Origin of the sequence: Flavobacterium frigoris PS1, from assembly GCF_000252125.1 — a bacterium.
GTDB lineage: Bacteria > Bacteroidota > Bacteroidia > Flavobacteriales > Flavobacteriaceae > Flavobacterium > Flavobacterium frigoris_A.
In genome coordinates, this window is the sequence record NZ_AHKF01000014.1 from 72787 (window position 1) to 86905 (window position 14119).

Genomic DNA, 14119 nt, shown 5'->3' on the forward strand with positions numbered 1-14119 from the left:
TTGTTAGTTTGTTTGTAAAAAGTTGTCCCTGGTAAGGACAACTTTTTCGTTTAAAAAAAAGCTGCTTCACGAATGAAGCAGCTTTTAACTACAAATAAAAACTAAAATTAAATTTTACCATTTTTAATTTCTTCCACAATTTCGGGATTCAATAGTGTTGAGGTATCACCAAAATTTGAATAGTCACCCTCGGCTATCTTACGAAGTATTCTACGCATAATTTTTCCAGAACGTGTTTTTGGTAAGCCAGAAACAAACTGAATTTTATCTAATTTGGCAATGGGCCCAATTTGGTTAGAAACTTGTTGGTTAATTTCTTTCATTAAATTCTCTCTGTCACGAGATTCACCAGTTTCCTTTAATATAACATAACCGTATAATGCATTTCCTTTTATGTCATGAGGAAATCCTACAATTGCTGATTCGGCGACTGCCGGATGTTCATTTATGGCGTCTTCTATAGGAGCGGTTCCTAGATTATGGCCAGAAACAATCACCACATCGTCTACGCGCCCTGTAATTCTGTAATATCCTACTTCGTCACGTAAAGCGCCGTCACCAGTGAAATATTTGCCTGGAAAGGCAGTAAAATAAGTCTCTTTATATCTTTTATGATCTCCCCAAATAGTTCTTGCAATTCCCGGCCATGGAAATTTAATACATAGTGATCCAACTACTTGATTGTCTTCAATTTCATTTCGTTTTTCATCCATTAATACCGGTTGAATTCCTGGTAATGGTAAAGTAGCATAGGTTGGTTTTGTAGGTGTTACAAAGGGAATTGGCGAGATCATAATACCTCCAGTTTCTGTTTGCCACCAGGTATCTACCACGGGACATCTTTTATCACCTACATGATCATTATACCAGTGCCAGGCTTCTTCATTAATAGGTTCTCCCACAGAGCCAATCACCTTTAGGGATTTTAATTGAAATTTTTGTACGTAGTCTAAGCTTTCTTTTGCTAACGCACGAATAGCAGTAGGGGCAGTATAGAATTGATTTACATTGTGTTTTTCGATAATTTCCCAAAAGCGACTAAAGTCAGGATAGGATGGAACTCCTTCAAAAATAACTGTTGTTGCTCCGTTTAACAATGGCCCGTATAGAATATAGGAGTGTCCTGTTATCCAGCCAATATCAGCAGTACACCAGAAAATATCATTGTCCTCGTAATTAAATACATTTTTGAAGGTATAGGCGGTATACACCATATATCCTGCAGTAGTATGTACCATTCCTTTTGGTTTCCCGGTTGAACCGGAAGTGTATAGGATAAACAATGGGTCTTCAGCATCCATTATTTCCGCTGCATTATTATCTGATGCATCATCTAAAAGCGGTTGTAACCAGTGGTCACGTCCGTCCTTCATATTTATTACAGAATTAGTCCTCTTTACTACTAATACTTTTTCGACGCAAGGAGTGTTTACTAATGCTTCATCAATTATCCCTTTTAAATCTATAGTTTTATTACCGCGGTATCCGCCATCTGATGTGATTACCATTTTGCAATCACTGTCATTTATTCTTGTAGTTACTGCAGAGGCTGAAAATCCTGCAAAAACTACGGAATGGATAGCACCAATTCTAGCACAAGCTAAAGTTGCAATAGCCAACTCAGGTATCATTGGTAAATAAATGCAAACGCGATCTCCTTTTTGGATGCCTTGTTCTATTAAAACATTTGCCATTTTACAAACACGTTGATGCAACTCAGTGTAAGAGATGTGTAATGCTTCTTCGTTTGGGTCATTTGGCTCAAATATGATGGCTGTTTTGTCACCTTTTTTTGCAAGATGTCTGTCAATACAGTTTTTAGTGATATTCACTTTTGCATCGACAAACCATTTGATTTCGGCTTCAGCCATATTAAAGTCTACTACTTTGTCCCACTCTTGGTACCAAGTAAAGTTTTCCGATGCGATTTTGTCCCAGAATTTTTTAGGCTCACGAACTGATTTTTTGTATTCTTTAAAGTATTCTTCTAAGTTATTTATTTTATAACGACTCATGGCTTATGATTTAATATAGTTAGTGTTGTTTTTTATTATAAGTTCCAATTTCATATTTTTCCAAAACGGAGGCGATCTCTTCAACAATGGCTTCATCGTCGATAGTTGATGGGATTTGGTAGTCATCACCATCAGCAATACTGCGCATTAATTTTCTAAGAGTTTTTCCTGAACGTGTTTTGGGTAGGCGTTCTACGATGACTACATTTCGTAAGGAAGCAACCGCGCCAATTTGTTGCCGGACTAATTGTATGATTTCCTGTTCCAATTGGAAATGTTCAATGGAATCGTTTAATTTGGTTACCACCAAAGCCAATGGAGTTTGTCCTTTTAGCGCATCATTTATCCCAATTACGGCGCACTCAGCAACCGAATTATGCGAAGATACAATTTCTTCCATTTCTGACGTAGAAAGACGGTGTCCTGCTACGTTTATAACATCATCTACTCTGCCTGTTATAAAAATATAATCATCATCATCTTTATAGCCACCATCACCAGAGAAGTAATATCCGGGGAATTGCTCTAGATAACCAGCTTTAAATCGAGGGTTGTCGTTCCATAAATCAAGTAATGTTCCGGGAGGTAGTGGTAATTTAATGACCACATATCCTTGTTCATTAGGGCCAACTTCAGTTCCTTCTTCGTCAAATATTTTGATGTCATAGCCACAAACCGCTTTCCCCACCGAACCTCGTTTTATGGGCAGCTGTTCAACTCCCATCATGTTAGCTATCATAGGCCAGCCAGATTCCGTTTGCCACCAATGGTCGATCGCAGGAACAGGAATATGTTCTGCATACCATTCTAATGTGGCAATATCGCAACGTTCTCCAGCTAAAAACTGTGTTTTTAAAGAACTCAAATCGTATTTTTTTATGAAATCTCCATTAGGATCTTCTTTTTTGATGGCACGAATTGCGGTAGGAGCAGTAAACATCGCGTTTACTTTGTGCTCTGAAATAACTCTCCAAAAGGTGCTTGCATCAGGTGTTTTTATCGGTTTGCCTTCAAAAATAACGGTAGCATTTCTATTGATTAATGGGCCATAAACAATAAAACTGTGTCCAACAACCCAGCCCACATCAGAGGCTGCCCAGAAAACGTCATCTTCTTTTACATTATAAATGTGTTGCATGGAAAATTTTAGGGCAACAGCACAACCACCAGTGTCTCGAACCACTCCTTTTGGTTTTCCAGTTGTTCCTGAGGTGTAAAGGATATATAAAGGGTGCGTGGTATTCAGTGGAACACAAGGAACTTCCTCAGAACCATAGACTAAAGCATCATAATCAACATCATACTTTTTAAACGGAACTCGTGCTCCTAATTTCCTGTTGAGAACAATCACTTTTTTAGGTCGGTGGGACGCTAGTTCAATGGCTTCGTCCACTAATGGTTTATAAGTGATTAAACGGTCCACTTCAATTCCTGAAGAAGCGGTTATAATTAGGCGCGGTTTGCAGTCGTCAATTCTGATTGCTAATTCATGAGGGGCAAAGCCACCAAAAACAACTGAATGAGTCACTCCAATTCTGGCACAAGCTAACATTGCAAAGGCAGCTTGGGGAATCATAGGCATATAGATTACTGCTGTGTCTCCTTTTTTTAATCCCAAAGATTGCATGCCTCCAGCAAGTTTCGCCACTTCGGACTTAACTTCTGAAAAAGTGTATTTTTTCACGGTTTGGGTAACTGGGGAATCATAAATTAAGGCTACTTGATCACCATATCCATCTTGTATGTGTTTGTCTAATGCTAAATAGCAAATGTTCAACTCTCCGTCTTTGTACCAAAGCGGGTATCCATTTTGATCTTTCGATAAAATTATTTCTGGTTTGTTGTACCACTCAATTGCGTCTGCTTGTTCAGCCCAAAATTTTTCGGGTTGATTAATACTACTCGTGTAAAAATCTTTGTAATTCATGATTTTGGAAATTCTAAATTATTGAATTAGGTTTTGTACTTGTTCTACTAATTTTTTTAAGGAGAAGGGCTTGACCACATATAAATTTGCACCTAATGAGAGTCCTTTTTCAATATCCTTTTCCTTATTCTTAGCAGAAAGAAAGATGACTTTACAATGTTGCAATCGTTCGTCTTTTTTTATTTGTTCCAATGTGGCAAAACCATCAACCATGGGCATCATCACATCTAGGATTATGACATCGGGAAGCTGGTTGTTCAGAATGTCTAATGCTTCTTGTCCGTCACGAGCAATGAATACTTCAAAATTGTTTTTTTTGAACGTATATTCAAGTGACATAACAATATTAGGCTCGTCATCTACAATTAAAATTTTATTCATCTCTATTCGTTTTCGGTTGTATTATAATTAGGTAAGGTAAAAATAAAAGTTGCCCCTTTTTGCGGTGTGCTTTCTACCCAAATTTTACCTTTATGATGTTCTATGATTTGTTTACAAATGGCAAGTCCTAGCCCGCTTCCAATTGGTTTCTTTACGTTTTGGTCACGTGATTGATAAAATTTATCAAAAATGGGTTCAAAATCGTCAGCCTTAATTCCTGCTCCATTATTGTGAATGCTTACTTTTATAACGTCTTTTTTGTCAATTATCGAAATGGTTATTTTTCCATCCGTTTTTGAACAGAATTTAATAGCATTTGATAATAAGTTATGAATTACCTGAATGATTCTCTCCTCGTCATAAAAGACTTTTATTTCGGTTTTGATAAATTCTACAGTGATGTTCTGGTTGATAATTAACTGTTTTACGGAATCTAAAGTGTTAACTATGGTTTTGGTAATGTCATTTTTTGACAGATAAAGTTTCTGTTTTCCTGTTTCGAATTTCTCTAAATCCAGAATTTTGTCAATCAAACGATTCAAACGATCTGATTCGGATATAATACTTTTTAGAAACTGCTTTCTAACTTCTTTTGGAATATCATCGTCATCATCATGTAGGATTTCAGTTGCTGCGCGAATAGCAGTAATTGGTGTTCTTAATTCATGGGTCACCGTGTCCAGAAATTCATCTTTTTGAATGTCTTTATTGATTAATTCCTGATTGGCATTTTTTAACTGTTCTGATATTTTTTTTAGTTCATTCGAAGTGTCTGTCAGTTTTTTGTTGATGATAATATTCTCTTTTGATTCCTCCAGGATGCGAAGCACTTCAGGCAGGCTGATCTTGTCTTCCTTGGCTACGCTCGATATTAAAATTTTGGCGGAGGCCGTCCCAATATGACCCGTCAATAGATTTTCGGCAAATTTTATAAATCGGGGATCGGCAGTGGCAATGTTTTTATCAATGTTATATTTTAAATTGAATATGCCTAATGCTCGCTTAGTTCTTTCCTCACCAAGGAAGCGTTGCAATACTTTTTGAATGTCAGATATATATGCGGTTCCTTTCCATACAAAGGCATTTTCATGGTTGGTGATGTATTTGTCTATGTCCACAAACATTTCGGCATAATTGCGTTCTCTGTAATTTCCTTTGAAACTTACTGAAATGGCAAGGAAGCTAATTGTGTTGACGAACAAACTCCAGAAAAAAGCATGGGTTATAGGTTCTAAATAGTCCAAACCAAAAAGATGAAACGGTTTTAACAGTTCGATTCCCCAAGGTCCATTTTTTATAAACGTACTGGTAGATTTTGTAACCCCAATCGCATAAGGAATTAAAAGGGTATAAAGACTTATCGAAAATCCAAGAATAATTCCTGTAACAGCTCCCTTTTTTGAGCCTCTTTTCCAAAATAAAGCGCCGAAAAATGCGGGAGCCAATTGCGCTATTAACACAAAAGAAACTAAGCCAATTGATACTAAAGAATAATCTAAAATAAAAATACGGTATATCGCATAAGCCAATATAATAAGGGAGAAAATACCAATTTTTCTGCTGTTTACAATTCGTTTACGGTTCTTTTCAGACGATTTGTTTTGCAGAGCGCCAATAAAACCATACGGAATCAAAAGGTTGTTGCTTAACATGGTCGCCAAGGCAATTGAAGAAACAATAATCATAGATATTGCTGCTGAAAAGCCACCAAGAAACACAATAACCGTAAGGACGTTATTATTGAAGTGTTGCGGAATCAAAAGAGAGTAGGTGTCTGAATTTAGTCCTTGCCCTTCAAATAAGATGTTTCCTCCCCAAGCAATTGGGAAAACAAAAAGATTAAATAGTAACAAATACAATGGGAAAAGCCAAATAGCTGTTCGGATATGTGTTTCTTTATTGTTTTCAACAATGGCAGTGTGAAATTGTCTTGGTAAAAGAAAAATGGCGAATGTGGATAAAATACAAAGGAAGAGCCAATTAATTCCATTTGTTAAATCGCCAATTGTATTTTTTTTGTCGAAATCCTTTAGGACTGCTGCTTTAGTATAGATGTCGCCAAAACCATCAAATACAAAATAGGTCACATAAATTCCGATGATCAAAAAGAAAACCAATTTTAAAATTGATTCCATTGCAACTGCGGTGACGATTCCGCTTCTTTTTTCTGAGGCATCGACATATTTTGTCCCGTAATAGGATGCGAATAAGGCGAGCGCAATGCAAACATAAGTGGTGGTGTCAGAAAAAATGTTTGAGCTATATTGAGTTTTGGTGACAATATAGAAGGTATCTGAAATCGATTTTAGTTGTAAAGAGATGTAAGGTAAGATACCAAAAACACAAATTAAGGTAACCAATGCTCCCAAAAAACGACTATTTCCGTATCGTAAAGAAATGAAATCTGCAATACTGGAGATTTTATTTACTCTCGAAATTCGGATAATTCTTTTTAGGATAATCATCCAGGTAGGGATAATTATGATTGGGCCTAAATATATTGTTAAATAGCTTAATCCAGAATCTGCAGCTACACCAATGCTTCCGTAATAAGTCCAAGCAGTGCAATATACAGCTAATGATAGGGAATAAATATAGGGATTGTTTGTCCATTTAGAATGGCGCTTTTTTTCAGCCCAATGTGCTATGTAAAAAAGGATTGATACATAGAGAAACAGAATCAGTAAAAGTCCTACGCTACTCATAATATTTCTTTATGATAAGGTATGTAATGGCAATTGAAAATAACCATCCCGAAAAAATATAGATATACACAATTGGAAAGCCGAAAAGGGGCTTTGAACTGTCAAATAACAACAATAGTGGTATGTTCAATCCTAATAACATTAGTAATGAAAGTATAACTAGTTTTTGTTCGTGTCTCTTTTTCATGGAATGAAAATAAACAATCTCTACAAATAAATGTAGAGATTGAATACTAAATAAGTAATTGGTTTTATTTTGAGTTTAATGGTATTCTAATGTGTTGCTTCACCAGCACCAGAGGGTATTCTAATGTGTTCAACAATGTCTTGGACATCTTGGGGAGGAGCAGGAGTGAAACTTTTCACTGCAAAAGCAACTGCAAAGTTTACAATCATAGCAATCGTTCCGAAACCTTCAGGGGATATTCCGAACCACCAGCTTTCTTTCAAGCCAGCTACCGCGTCTTTTCCACCATCAAAAAGGCCAAATTTGAATTTCAACATATAGAAAAGCATCAATAGCAATCCTGTAATCATACCTGCTATAGCACCTTCCTTATTCATTTTTTTATCAAAAATCCCAAGAATAATTGCTGGGAATAGAGAAGCAGCAGCTAATCCAAAAGCAAGTGCGACAACGGCGGCGACAAAGCCAGGGGGATTAATTCCGAAATAACCTGCAATGATTACTGCAACTGCAGCAGCTCCACGAGCAGCCCAAAGCTCATTTTTCTCAGAGATGTTTGGGTTAATCATTTTCTTGATGATATCGTGAGATACTGAAGCTGAAATAACTAATAGTAAACCTGCGGCAGTAGATAACGCAGCAGCTAATGCTCCGGCTGCTACTAATGCAATAACCCAATTAGGTAAGTCTGCAATTTCAGGATTAGCTAGTACCATGATGTCTTTATCAATAGTCAGCTCACTTCCTTTATTTCCTTTTGCCTCTTGGCTTGCTAAAAAGGCAGCGTCTTTAGAGTTGTCGTTGTAATATTGAATTTTACCATCTCCATTTTTATCTTCAAATTCTAATAGGCCTGTAGTTTCCCATTTAGTAAACCAAGCTGGCATAGAAGAATACTCTTTTCCGTTTACCGTTTCAATCAAATTAGTTTTAGCAAAAACAGCAATAGCGGGAGCGGTAGTGTATAAAATAGCAATTAAAACTAATGCGTATCCAGCTGATTTTCTTGCATCTTTTACTCTTTTTACGGTAAAAAAGCGAACAATTACGTGTGGTAATCCTGCAGTACCTACCATTAAGGCTAATGTAATTGCAAAGACATCAACCATTGATTTTGTTCCGTTTGTGTATACTGAAAATCCAAGATCTGTAGAAAGACCGTTTAGTTTATCTAACAAATAAGTATCAGTTCCTAAAACTTTTCCTCCCATTCCTAATTGAGGAACCGGATTACCAGTCATTTGAATAGAAATAAAGATAGCCGGAACCATGAAAGCAAATATTAAGACACAATACTGCGCTACTTGGGTATAAGTAATCCCCTTCATTCCACCTAAAGTGGCATAGAACAAAACGATGATCATTCCTATAATAACACCTGTGTTAATGTCAACTTCTAAAAATTTAGAAAATACTAATCCTACTCCACGCATTTGTCCTGCTACGTAAGTAAAAGAAACAACTAAAGCGCATATTACAGCAACCGTTCTTGCAGTATTAGAGTAATAACGTTCTCCAATGAAATCAGGCACTGTAAATTTCCCAAATTTTCGAAGATATGGCGCAAGTAAAAGAGCAAGCAGTACATAGCCACCGGTCCAGCCCATTAAGTAAACAGCACCGTCATAACCATCAAAGGAAATGATACCGGCCATCGAGATGAAAGACGCTGCACTCATCCAGTCAGCAGCTGTTGCCATTCCGTTTGCTAATGGAGAAATCTCTCCTCCTGCAACATAAAATTCTTTAGTTGATCCGGCGCGTGACCAGATTGCAATTCCAATATAGAGGGCAAATGTTATCCCAACAATAATATAGGTCCAAGTTTGTAAATCCATGATATTTTAATTTTTTATAGTTTTGATATTATTCGTCGTAGCCGTATTTTTTGTCTAATTTGTTCATCAATCGAACATAAACAAATATCAGTATGACAAATGCATAAATTGAACCTTGTTGTGCAAACCAAAAACCGAGTGGGAAACCACCTAATTTAATAGAGTCTAATGCTGTTTTGAAAAGGATTCCGGCTCCATAAGAAACCGCAAACCAAATGCTTAATAAAATCAGAAGGTATCTTAGGTTTTCCTTCCAATATGCTGTGGCTTTGTCTTGTTTATCGCTCATAATAGTGTAGTAAAAAAGGTTAGTTGGTTATAGATAAATCATTGCTTGCAAAGTAATCGTGTTTACCGATTTGTTAGTGGCATATTTTAAAGTTTGGTACTCTAACGTCAGCTTAGAATTATGTCCGCTGAAAAATGCATTAGCACCAATACCCAATTGAGAAGCATTATCATTTAAAGCATCTATTTGTCTTTCGTCGTAAGAAACATAAGGTTGGAAACGTGTTTTTGATTTTCCTGGAAGTACATAACCAAGGTGTGCATGAACCATTGACCCTGTTTCATAAGTAGTTCCTAGTCTGTAATCTTTTCCGTAATCAGTGTTTTGATATAAGGCGTATGCTGTTAGGGCAGCACCTTTTGTCCCTACAGGGACGTCATAAAAAGCATCAAGTCCAAAAATGGTCACATTCTCACCTCTTAAGTTTCCAGCGGCATCAGCAAGTACAGATCCATTAGGGTGTGAAAAGAAACCCGCTCCAATGTTGAATACCTTTTTTGTTCCTAAATAAGTACCCACTTTATAAGGTAAAAAGTTGCTTTCAGAATCTAAAAAGCCATATTCAAAATAACCAGCGTATGTTCTTCCAGCTTCTTTTGAGCCTAATAATCTGGCACCAGTGTAAGTTGCTGGACCATTGTTTACAGGTGTTGTAGAAGCTTGTAAATTATTTGTAGATGCCCCGTTTATAGCAACGCGATATTGAAATTTACCAAAAGTACCTTTTGCGAATGCTCCAATATGTCTTGCAAATTGATCAGATAAACCTAATGTTGCCCATGCTTGTCTTTGGTTGTCTAAGGTCATTAAGTTTAAGGTACTTTGATTATTTAAACGAGAGATTCCGTTCCAATAATGTAATCCTCCTCCAACTGCATTGTCCTTTCCTAGACTGTATTGCACATAAGCATCATGCATGAATAGTTGGGAACCATCCCCTTTTCCTGTTGGACTCATCGTATCTACGTTTAAACTGTTAAGTCCAAAATGGGTTACAATTAAGAAGTCTTTATTGATTTGCGCATACATCAATACGCGAGCTCTTCTGACACTGAAGTCTAAGTCGGCTTGTTCGTTGCCGTTTCCGTCTAAAGGGCGGTCAGAATTGTATTGCCCCCATATCTGTGCCCAAGATATTACTCTAAGGTACTTTGAACCATCTTCATTCAAATTGAATTTCATTCCGGCACCGTAATCGGGTGAACCTTGAGAAAAGCCTTTTAAAGTGAACAGCAGCATGACTGCAATCAAATAAATTTTTTTCATGATAAATTAAGTTTTTGGTTAGTAAAATGGTTAGTTTTAATAGTGCCAAAGTCTAATTTTTTGTTAAGAAAAAAAATTATGATATATGAAATTGTAAAGTACTATAGCTAATCCTTGAAACGTTCCCACTTTATAAGCATGAACTTGTCGCCTAGTTCAGTTATTATCATGCCGGCGCCAGATAGTAAATCTTTGTTTTTTATATATTCTATAAGCTCTAAATGGTTAAATATCTTATAGGTGGGGTGGTAGTTGGCATGGGAGGGCTTCTTTATGTTGAACGATTTTACCCAATTGCTGATGGTGACATGCGAGACCCCGATTATACGTTCTATTTCACGGTAGCTAAGCCCTTCAAGGTATAATTGTAATGCCTTGGTAACATAGTAGTCGTCTATTTTTTTTCCAATTTTATTGACAGTAAAAAAATAGTTGCATTTTTTGCATAAATACCTTTGTTTACTGTTAATGACGCCGCTTTTTATGATTTGATTCCCTTGGCATTTCGGACAGGCTAAAATCTCCATGTATATAAATTTTGCATAAATATAGTAAATTAGCACTTATGTTTAAAGTAATATTGTAAATAAAAGACTAAATATTTGCGGAAGCCTTATTTATATTGAAAATTTAATATAATTATGGCAAAAAACTGTGTTTTTTTGTATTTGAGAGTAAATTGCTTTTAAAAGACTGCGACTTAGATACGAGCATTTTTTTTTGTATTTTTAAATATTAATAAACTGTTTATGAAAAATTCAATAGCTGAACGGATTGCAGATTTTCTTAAAAATCACCCTCCCTTTTGTAGTCTTAGCTTGGTCGATTTAATTGCTATATCAAAGGAGTCGCAAGTTCTTCATTTGGAAAAAAAAGAAGTCCTTTTTAATATTAATGACCAGCCTCATTCCTTTTTTTATATTGTAAAAGATGGGGCGGTTGCGCTATCGGTTATTTATGATACAGAGAAAGTTCTTATCGACGAATGTGACGAAGGCGATATTGTTGGTTTACGACCCTTTTTTGCAAAGGATGCTTACCTAATGACTGCCGAAGCGAGCGAGGAAAGTCTACTATATGCCATTCCTATAGCTGTTTTTAAACCTTATATATTTGAAAACTCAGAGGTTTCTAGTTTTTTATTGGAGAGTTTTGCCTCTAATACGCGCAACCCCTACGATAAGGAAAACAAGGGAAAGCTAATTTCTGAAAGTGTAAGTTATAATGAACGGGAGGACACGATTCAATATTTCAAACCTATTTCATACAGCGCAAATCCTATTACAGCCAATAAAATGGATTCTGTGAAATCAATAGCGGAAACGATGACGCGACGTAAAATAGGGAGTGTTATTATTCAGGAAAACCAACTTCCCATTGGTATTATAACCGATAAAGATTTGCGTTCTAAAATAGCCACTGGTTTGTTTACTATAGAAAGTAGCGCTGAGCAGATTATGTCCGTACCTGTTGTTACCGTTAAGGCCAACGGATCTGTTGCTGAAACCCAGTTGATGATGCTCCAGCATAATATTGGTCATTTGTGTGTGACTTCAGATGGCAGCAGTGAATCTGAAATTATAGGTATTATCTCTGAGCATGATGTTGTGGTGGCTCAGGCAAATAATCCGGGAGTATTGGTGAAACAAACGAAACGTGCTGAAGGTGCGCATGAGCTTAAAGTAGTCAGGGAAAATCTTACCAAATTAATCAAAAATGCATTGGATGAAAATATTCCAATAGCACATCTCTGTCAGATTGTGGGTGAAATTAATAAGGCAATTACGAGTAGGGCAATTGAATTGTCAATTATGAAAATGGGGGAGGAGCCTCCTGTGCCCTTTGCTTGGTTAAATATTGGGAGTCAGGGACGAAAAGAGCAGTTGTTATTGACGGATCAAGATAATGCTTTGGTTTTTGAAGATGTAGTGGAAGAAAGATATGATGCTATTAAAAAGTATTTTCTACAACTAGCTAATAATGTAACGAATATTTTAAATGTTGTTGGGTATGAATTTTGTCCGGCAGATATGATGGCTAGTAATCCATTGTGGTGTAAGTCATTAAAAGAATGGAACGCTCAATATGACACTTGGATACATAGTCCGGGTGAGAAAGGAGTTCTTATGTGTTCCATTTTTTTTGATTATGACTTTGTATATGGTAAGAAAGAGTTGGTTGAAGCGATTACTTCTGCTATCTTTAAAAATGTAAGTAACAACCAGATTTTCTTTGCTTATTTGGGAAGTGATGCCTTAAAAAGCCCACCTCCGTTAGGTTTCTTCAGGCAGTTCTTGGTAGAGAGGGACGGGGAGCATAAGGACACTTTTGATGTAAAAAGTCGGGGATTAATGCCTTTGATTGATGCAGCTAGGTTATTGTCTTTGAATCAGGAAATTACAGGTGTAAATAATACACTCGTAAGGTTTAAGGAATTAGCTGTTTTAGAGCCGCAAAACACCGCGATTTATGAAGCCTGTTCTGAAGCGTTTTCTGTTTTGCTAAAATTCAGAACGCAGGAAGGTTTTGCAAATGATTCAGGAGGAAGGTATTTAGACCTAAATAAACTGACAAAATTAGATAAGGTGAAACTTAAAAATGCTTTTCACCCCATTAGTGATGTTCAAGAGATCTTAAGAACTCGTTTCCAACTTACTTATTTTACTTAGATGATTTTATTTAATTGGTTTAAAAAAGACAAGAAAAACTATCCTGAATTTTGGCAAGAATATTTGGCCTGCTTTGAGTCTAGATCAGATAAAAACTATCAAAAACGGTATGTGGTTTTTGACACTGAAACAACAGGTTTAGATGTGCGAAGCGATGTGATCTTGTCCGTTGGCGCGATAGCGATTTCAGGGAATTCTATTATAGTGAATGATTATTTAGAGGTTTTTGTGCAGCAGGATGTTTTTAAAACGGAATCAGTTTCCATTCACGGTATTTTGAAGGATGGGAAAGAAAAAAAACTAACCGAAACTCAAGCGATAATTCGGTTTCTTGATTTTGTTAAAGATTCCACTTTGGTCGGTCATCATGTACGTTTTGATGTCAATATGGTGAATGCGGCATTACAGCGGATGGGTTTGGGGAAACTCAAAAATCACAATATGGATACCGATATAATGTACCAAAAATTTAAAGGTTTACCAGAAGACCAGCACTCTAGTCTGGATGAATTATGTCAAATTTTTAAAATTCAAAAAAGTGACCGGCATACTGCTGCAGGGGATGCCTTTATTACGGCCTTGATTTTTTTGCGACTTAAAAATAAGTAGGAGAGCGTAGCTGTTTTGCAAAATGGAAGTTCTAATCTACTACCATTTATATAATTGATTCTAAGCGGAAAGTGTTTTTTATAAATCAAATTAGAATAAAAACAAAAAACCCAAACATTTCTGTTTGGGTCTTGTGGTACCTCCAGGGATCGAACCAGGGACACATGGATTTTCAGTCCATTGCTCTACCATCTGAGCTAAGGTACCGTGCTTGTTGCGGGTGCAAATATAGA

10 protein-coding genes and 1 tRNA gene are annotated in these 14119 nt (G+C 36.5%); 2 read left to right on the top strand and 9 right to left on the bottom strand.

Annotated features, from left to right (window positions below; translation table 11 throughout):
* Positions 1–107 precede the first annotated feature (107 nt).
* The 8 genes from acs to HJ01_RS04955 all read right to left on the bottom strand — a co-directional run bounded on the left by acs (position 108) and on the right by HJ01_RS04955 (position 11135).
* Complete coding sequence (acs, locus tag HJ01_RS04920) at positions 108–2015, bottom strand: acetate--CoA ligase (protein ID WP_007137211.1); 1908 nt, start codon at positions 2013–2015, stop codon at positions 108–110.
* A gap of 19 nt (positions 2016–2034) precedes the next feature.
* Complete coding sequence (locus HJ01_RS04925; protein WP_007137212.1) at positions 2035–3942, bottom strand: AMP-binding protein; 1908 nt, start codon at positions 3940–3942, stop codon at positions 2035–2037.
* 18 nt (positions 3943–3960) lie between these two features.
* The gene (locus HJ01_RS04930; protein WP_007137213.1) at positions 3961–4323 is read right to left on the bottom strand and encodes a response regulator transcription factor; all 363 of its coding nucleotides are present in this window, start codon (positions 4321–4323) and stop codon (positions 3961–3963) included.
* Between the two features lie 2 nt (positions 4324–4325).
* Complete coding sequence (locus tag HJ01_RS04935; protein WP_007137214.1) at positions 4326–7028, bottom strand: sensor histidine kinase; 2703 nt, start codon at positions 7026–7028, stop codon at positions 4326–4328.
* 273 nt (positions 7029–7301) lie between these two features.
* Entirely contained in the window at positions 7302–9053 is a 1752-nt protein-coding gene (locus tag HJ01_RS04940) for a sodium:solute symporter family protein (RefSeq protein ID WP_007137215.1), read from the bottom strand.
* A 28-nt stretch (positions 9054–9081) separates the two neighbouring features.
* Positions 9082–9342, bottom strand: coding sequence for a DUF4212 domain-containing protein (locus tag HJ01_RS04945; RefSeq protein WP_007137216.1), 261 nt, complete (start codon positions 9340–9342; stop codon positions 9082–9084).
* A gap of 27 nt (positions 9343–9369) precedes the next feature.
* Entirely contained in the window at positions 9370–10608 is a 1239-nt protein-coding gene (locus HJ01_RS04950) for a hypothetical protein (RefSeq protein WP_007137217.1), read from the bottom strand.
* Positions 10609–10715: 107 nt separating this feature from the next.
* Positions 10716–11135: a helix-turn-helix domain-containing protein gene (locus HJ01_RS04955; RefSeq protein WP_007137218.1), complete on the bottom strand. Its 420-nt coding sequence runs from the start codon at positions 11133–11135 to the stop codon at positions 10716–10718.
* A gap of 222 nt (positions 11136–11357) precedes the next feature.
* On the opposite strand from HJ01_RS04955, the gene HJ01_RS04960 reads away from it, so the two are divergent.
* Both HJ01_RS04960 and HJ01_RS04965 read left to right on the top strand, forming a co-directional pair.
* Complete coding sequence (locus HJ01_RS04960; RefSeq protein ID WP_007137219.1) at positions 11358–13277, top strand: DUF294 nucleotidyltransferase-like domain-containing protein; 1920 nt, start codon at positions 11358–11360, stop codon at positions 13275–13277.
* A complete protein-coding gene (locus tag HJ01_RS04965) occupies positions 13278–13886 on the top strand; it encodes a PolC-type DNA polymerase III (RefSeq protein ID WP_007137220.1) in 609 nt (202 codons plus the stop codon).
* Positions 13887–14020: 134 nt separating this feature from the next.
* On the opposite strand, the gene HJ01_RS04970 is transcribed toward HJ01_RS04965, so the two are convergent.
* Positions 14021–14093: transfer RNA gene (locus HJ01_RS04970), tRNA-Phe, on the bottom strand.
* Positions 14094–14119 lie beyond the last annotated feature (26 nt).

Bases quoted from the DNA above. Each gene is read 5' to 3' on its own strand.
- acs (WP_007137211.1), bottom strand. From the start codon at position 2,015: ATGAGTCGTTATAAAATAAATAACTTAGAAGAATACTTTAAAGAATAC.
- HJ01_RS04925 (WP_007137212.1), bottom strand. From the start codon at position 3,942: ATGAATTACAAAGATTTTTACACGAGTAGTATTAATCAACCCGAAAAA.
- HJ01_RS04930 (WP_007137213.1), bottom strand. From the start codon at position 4,323: ATGAATAAAATTTTAATTGTAGATGACGAGCCTAATATTGTTATGTCA.
- HJ01_RS04935 (WP_007137214.1), bottom strand. From the start codon at position 7,028: ATGAGTAGCGTAGGACTTTTACTGATTCTGTTTCTCTATGTATCAATC.
- HJ01_RS04940 (WP_007137215.1), bottom strand. From the start codon at position 9,053: ATGGATTTACAAACTTGGACCTATATTATTGTTGGGATAACATTTGCC.
- HJ01_RS04945 (WP_007137216.1), bottom strand. From the start codon at position 9,342: ATGAGCGATAAACAAGACAAAGCCACAGCATATTGGAAGGAAAACCTA.
- HJ01_RS04950 (WP_007137217.1), bottom strand. From the start codon at position 10,608: ATGAAAAAAATTTATTTGATTGCAGTCATGCTGCTGTTCACTTTAAAA.
- HJ01_RS04955 (WP_007137218.1), bottom strand. From the start codon at position 11,135: ATGGAGATTTTAGCCTGTCCGAAATGCCAAGGGAATCAAATCATAAAA.
- HJ01_RS04960 (WP_007137219.1), top strand. From the start codon at position 11,358: ATGAAAAATTCAATAGCTGAACGGATTGCAGATTTTCTTAAAAATCAC.
- HJ01_RS04965 (WP_007137220.1), top strand. From the start codon at position 13,278: ATGATTTTATTTAATTGGTTTAAAAAAGACAAGAAAAACTATCCTGAA.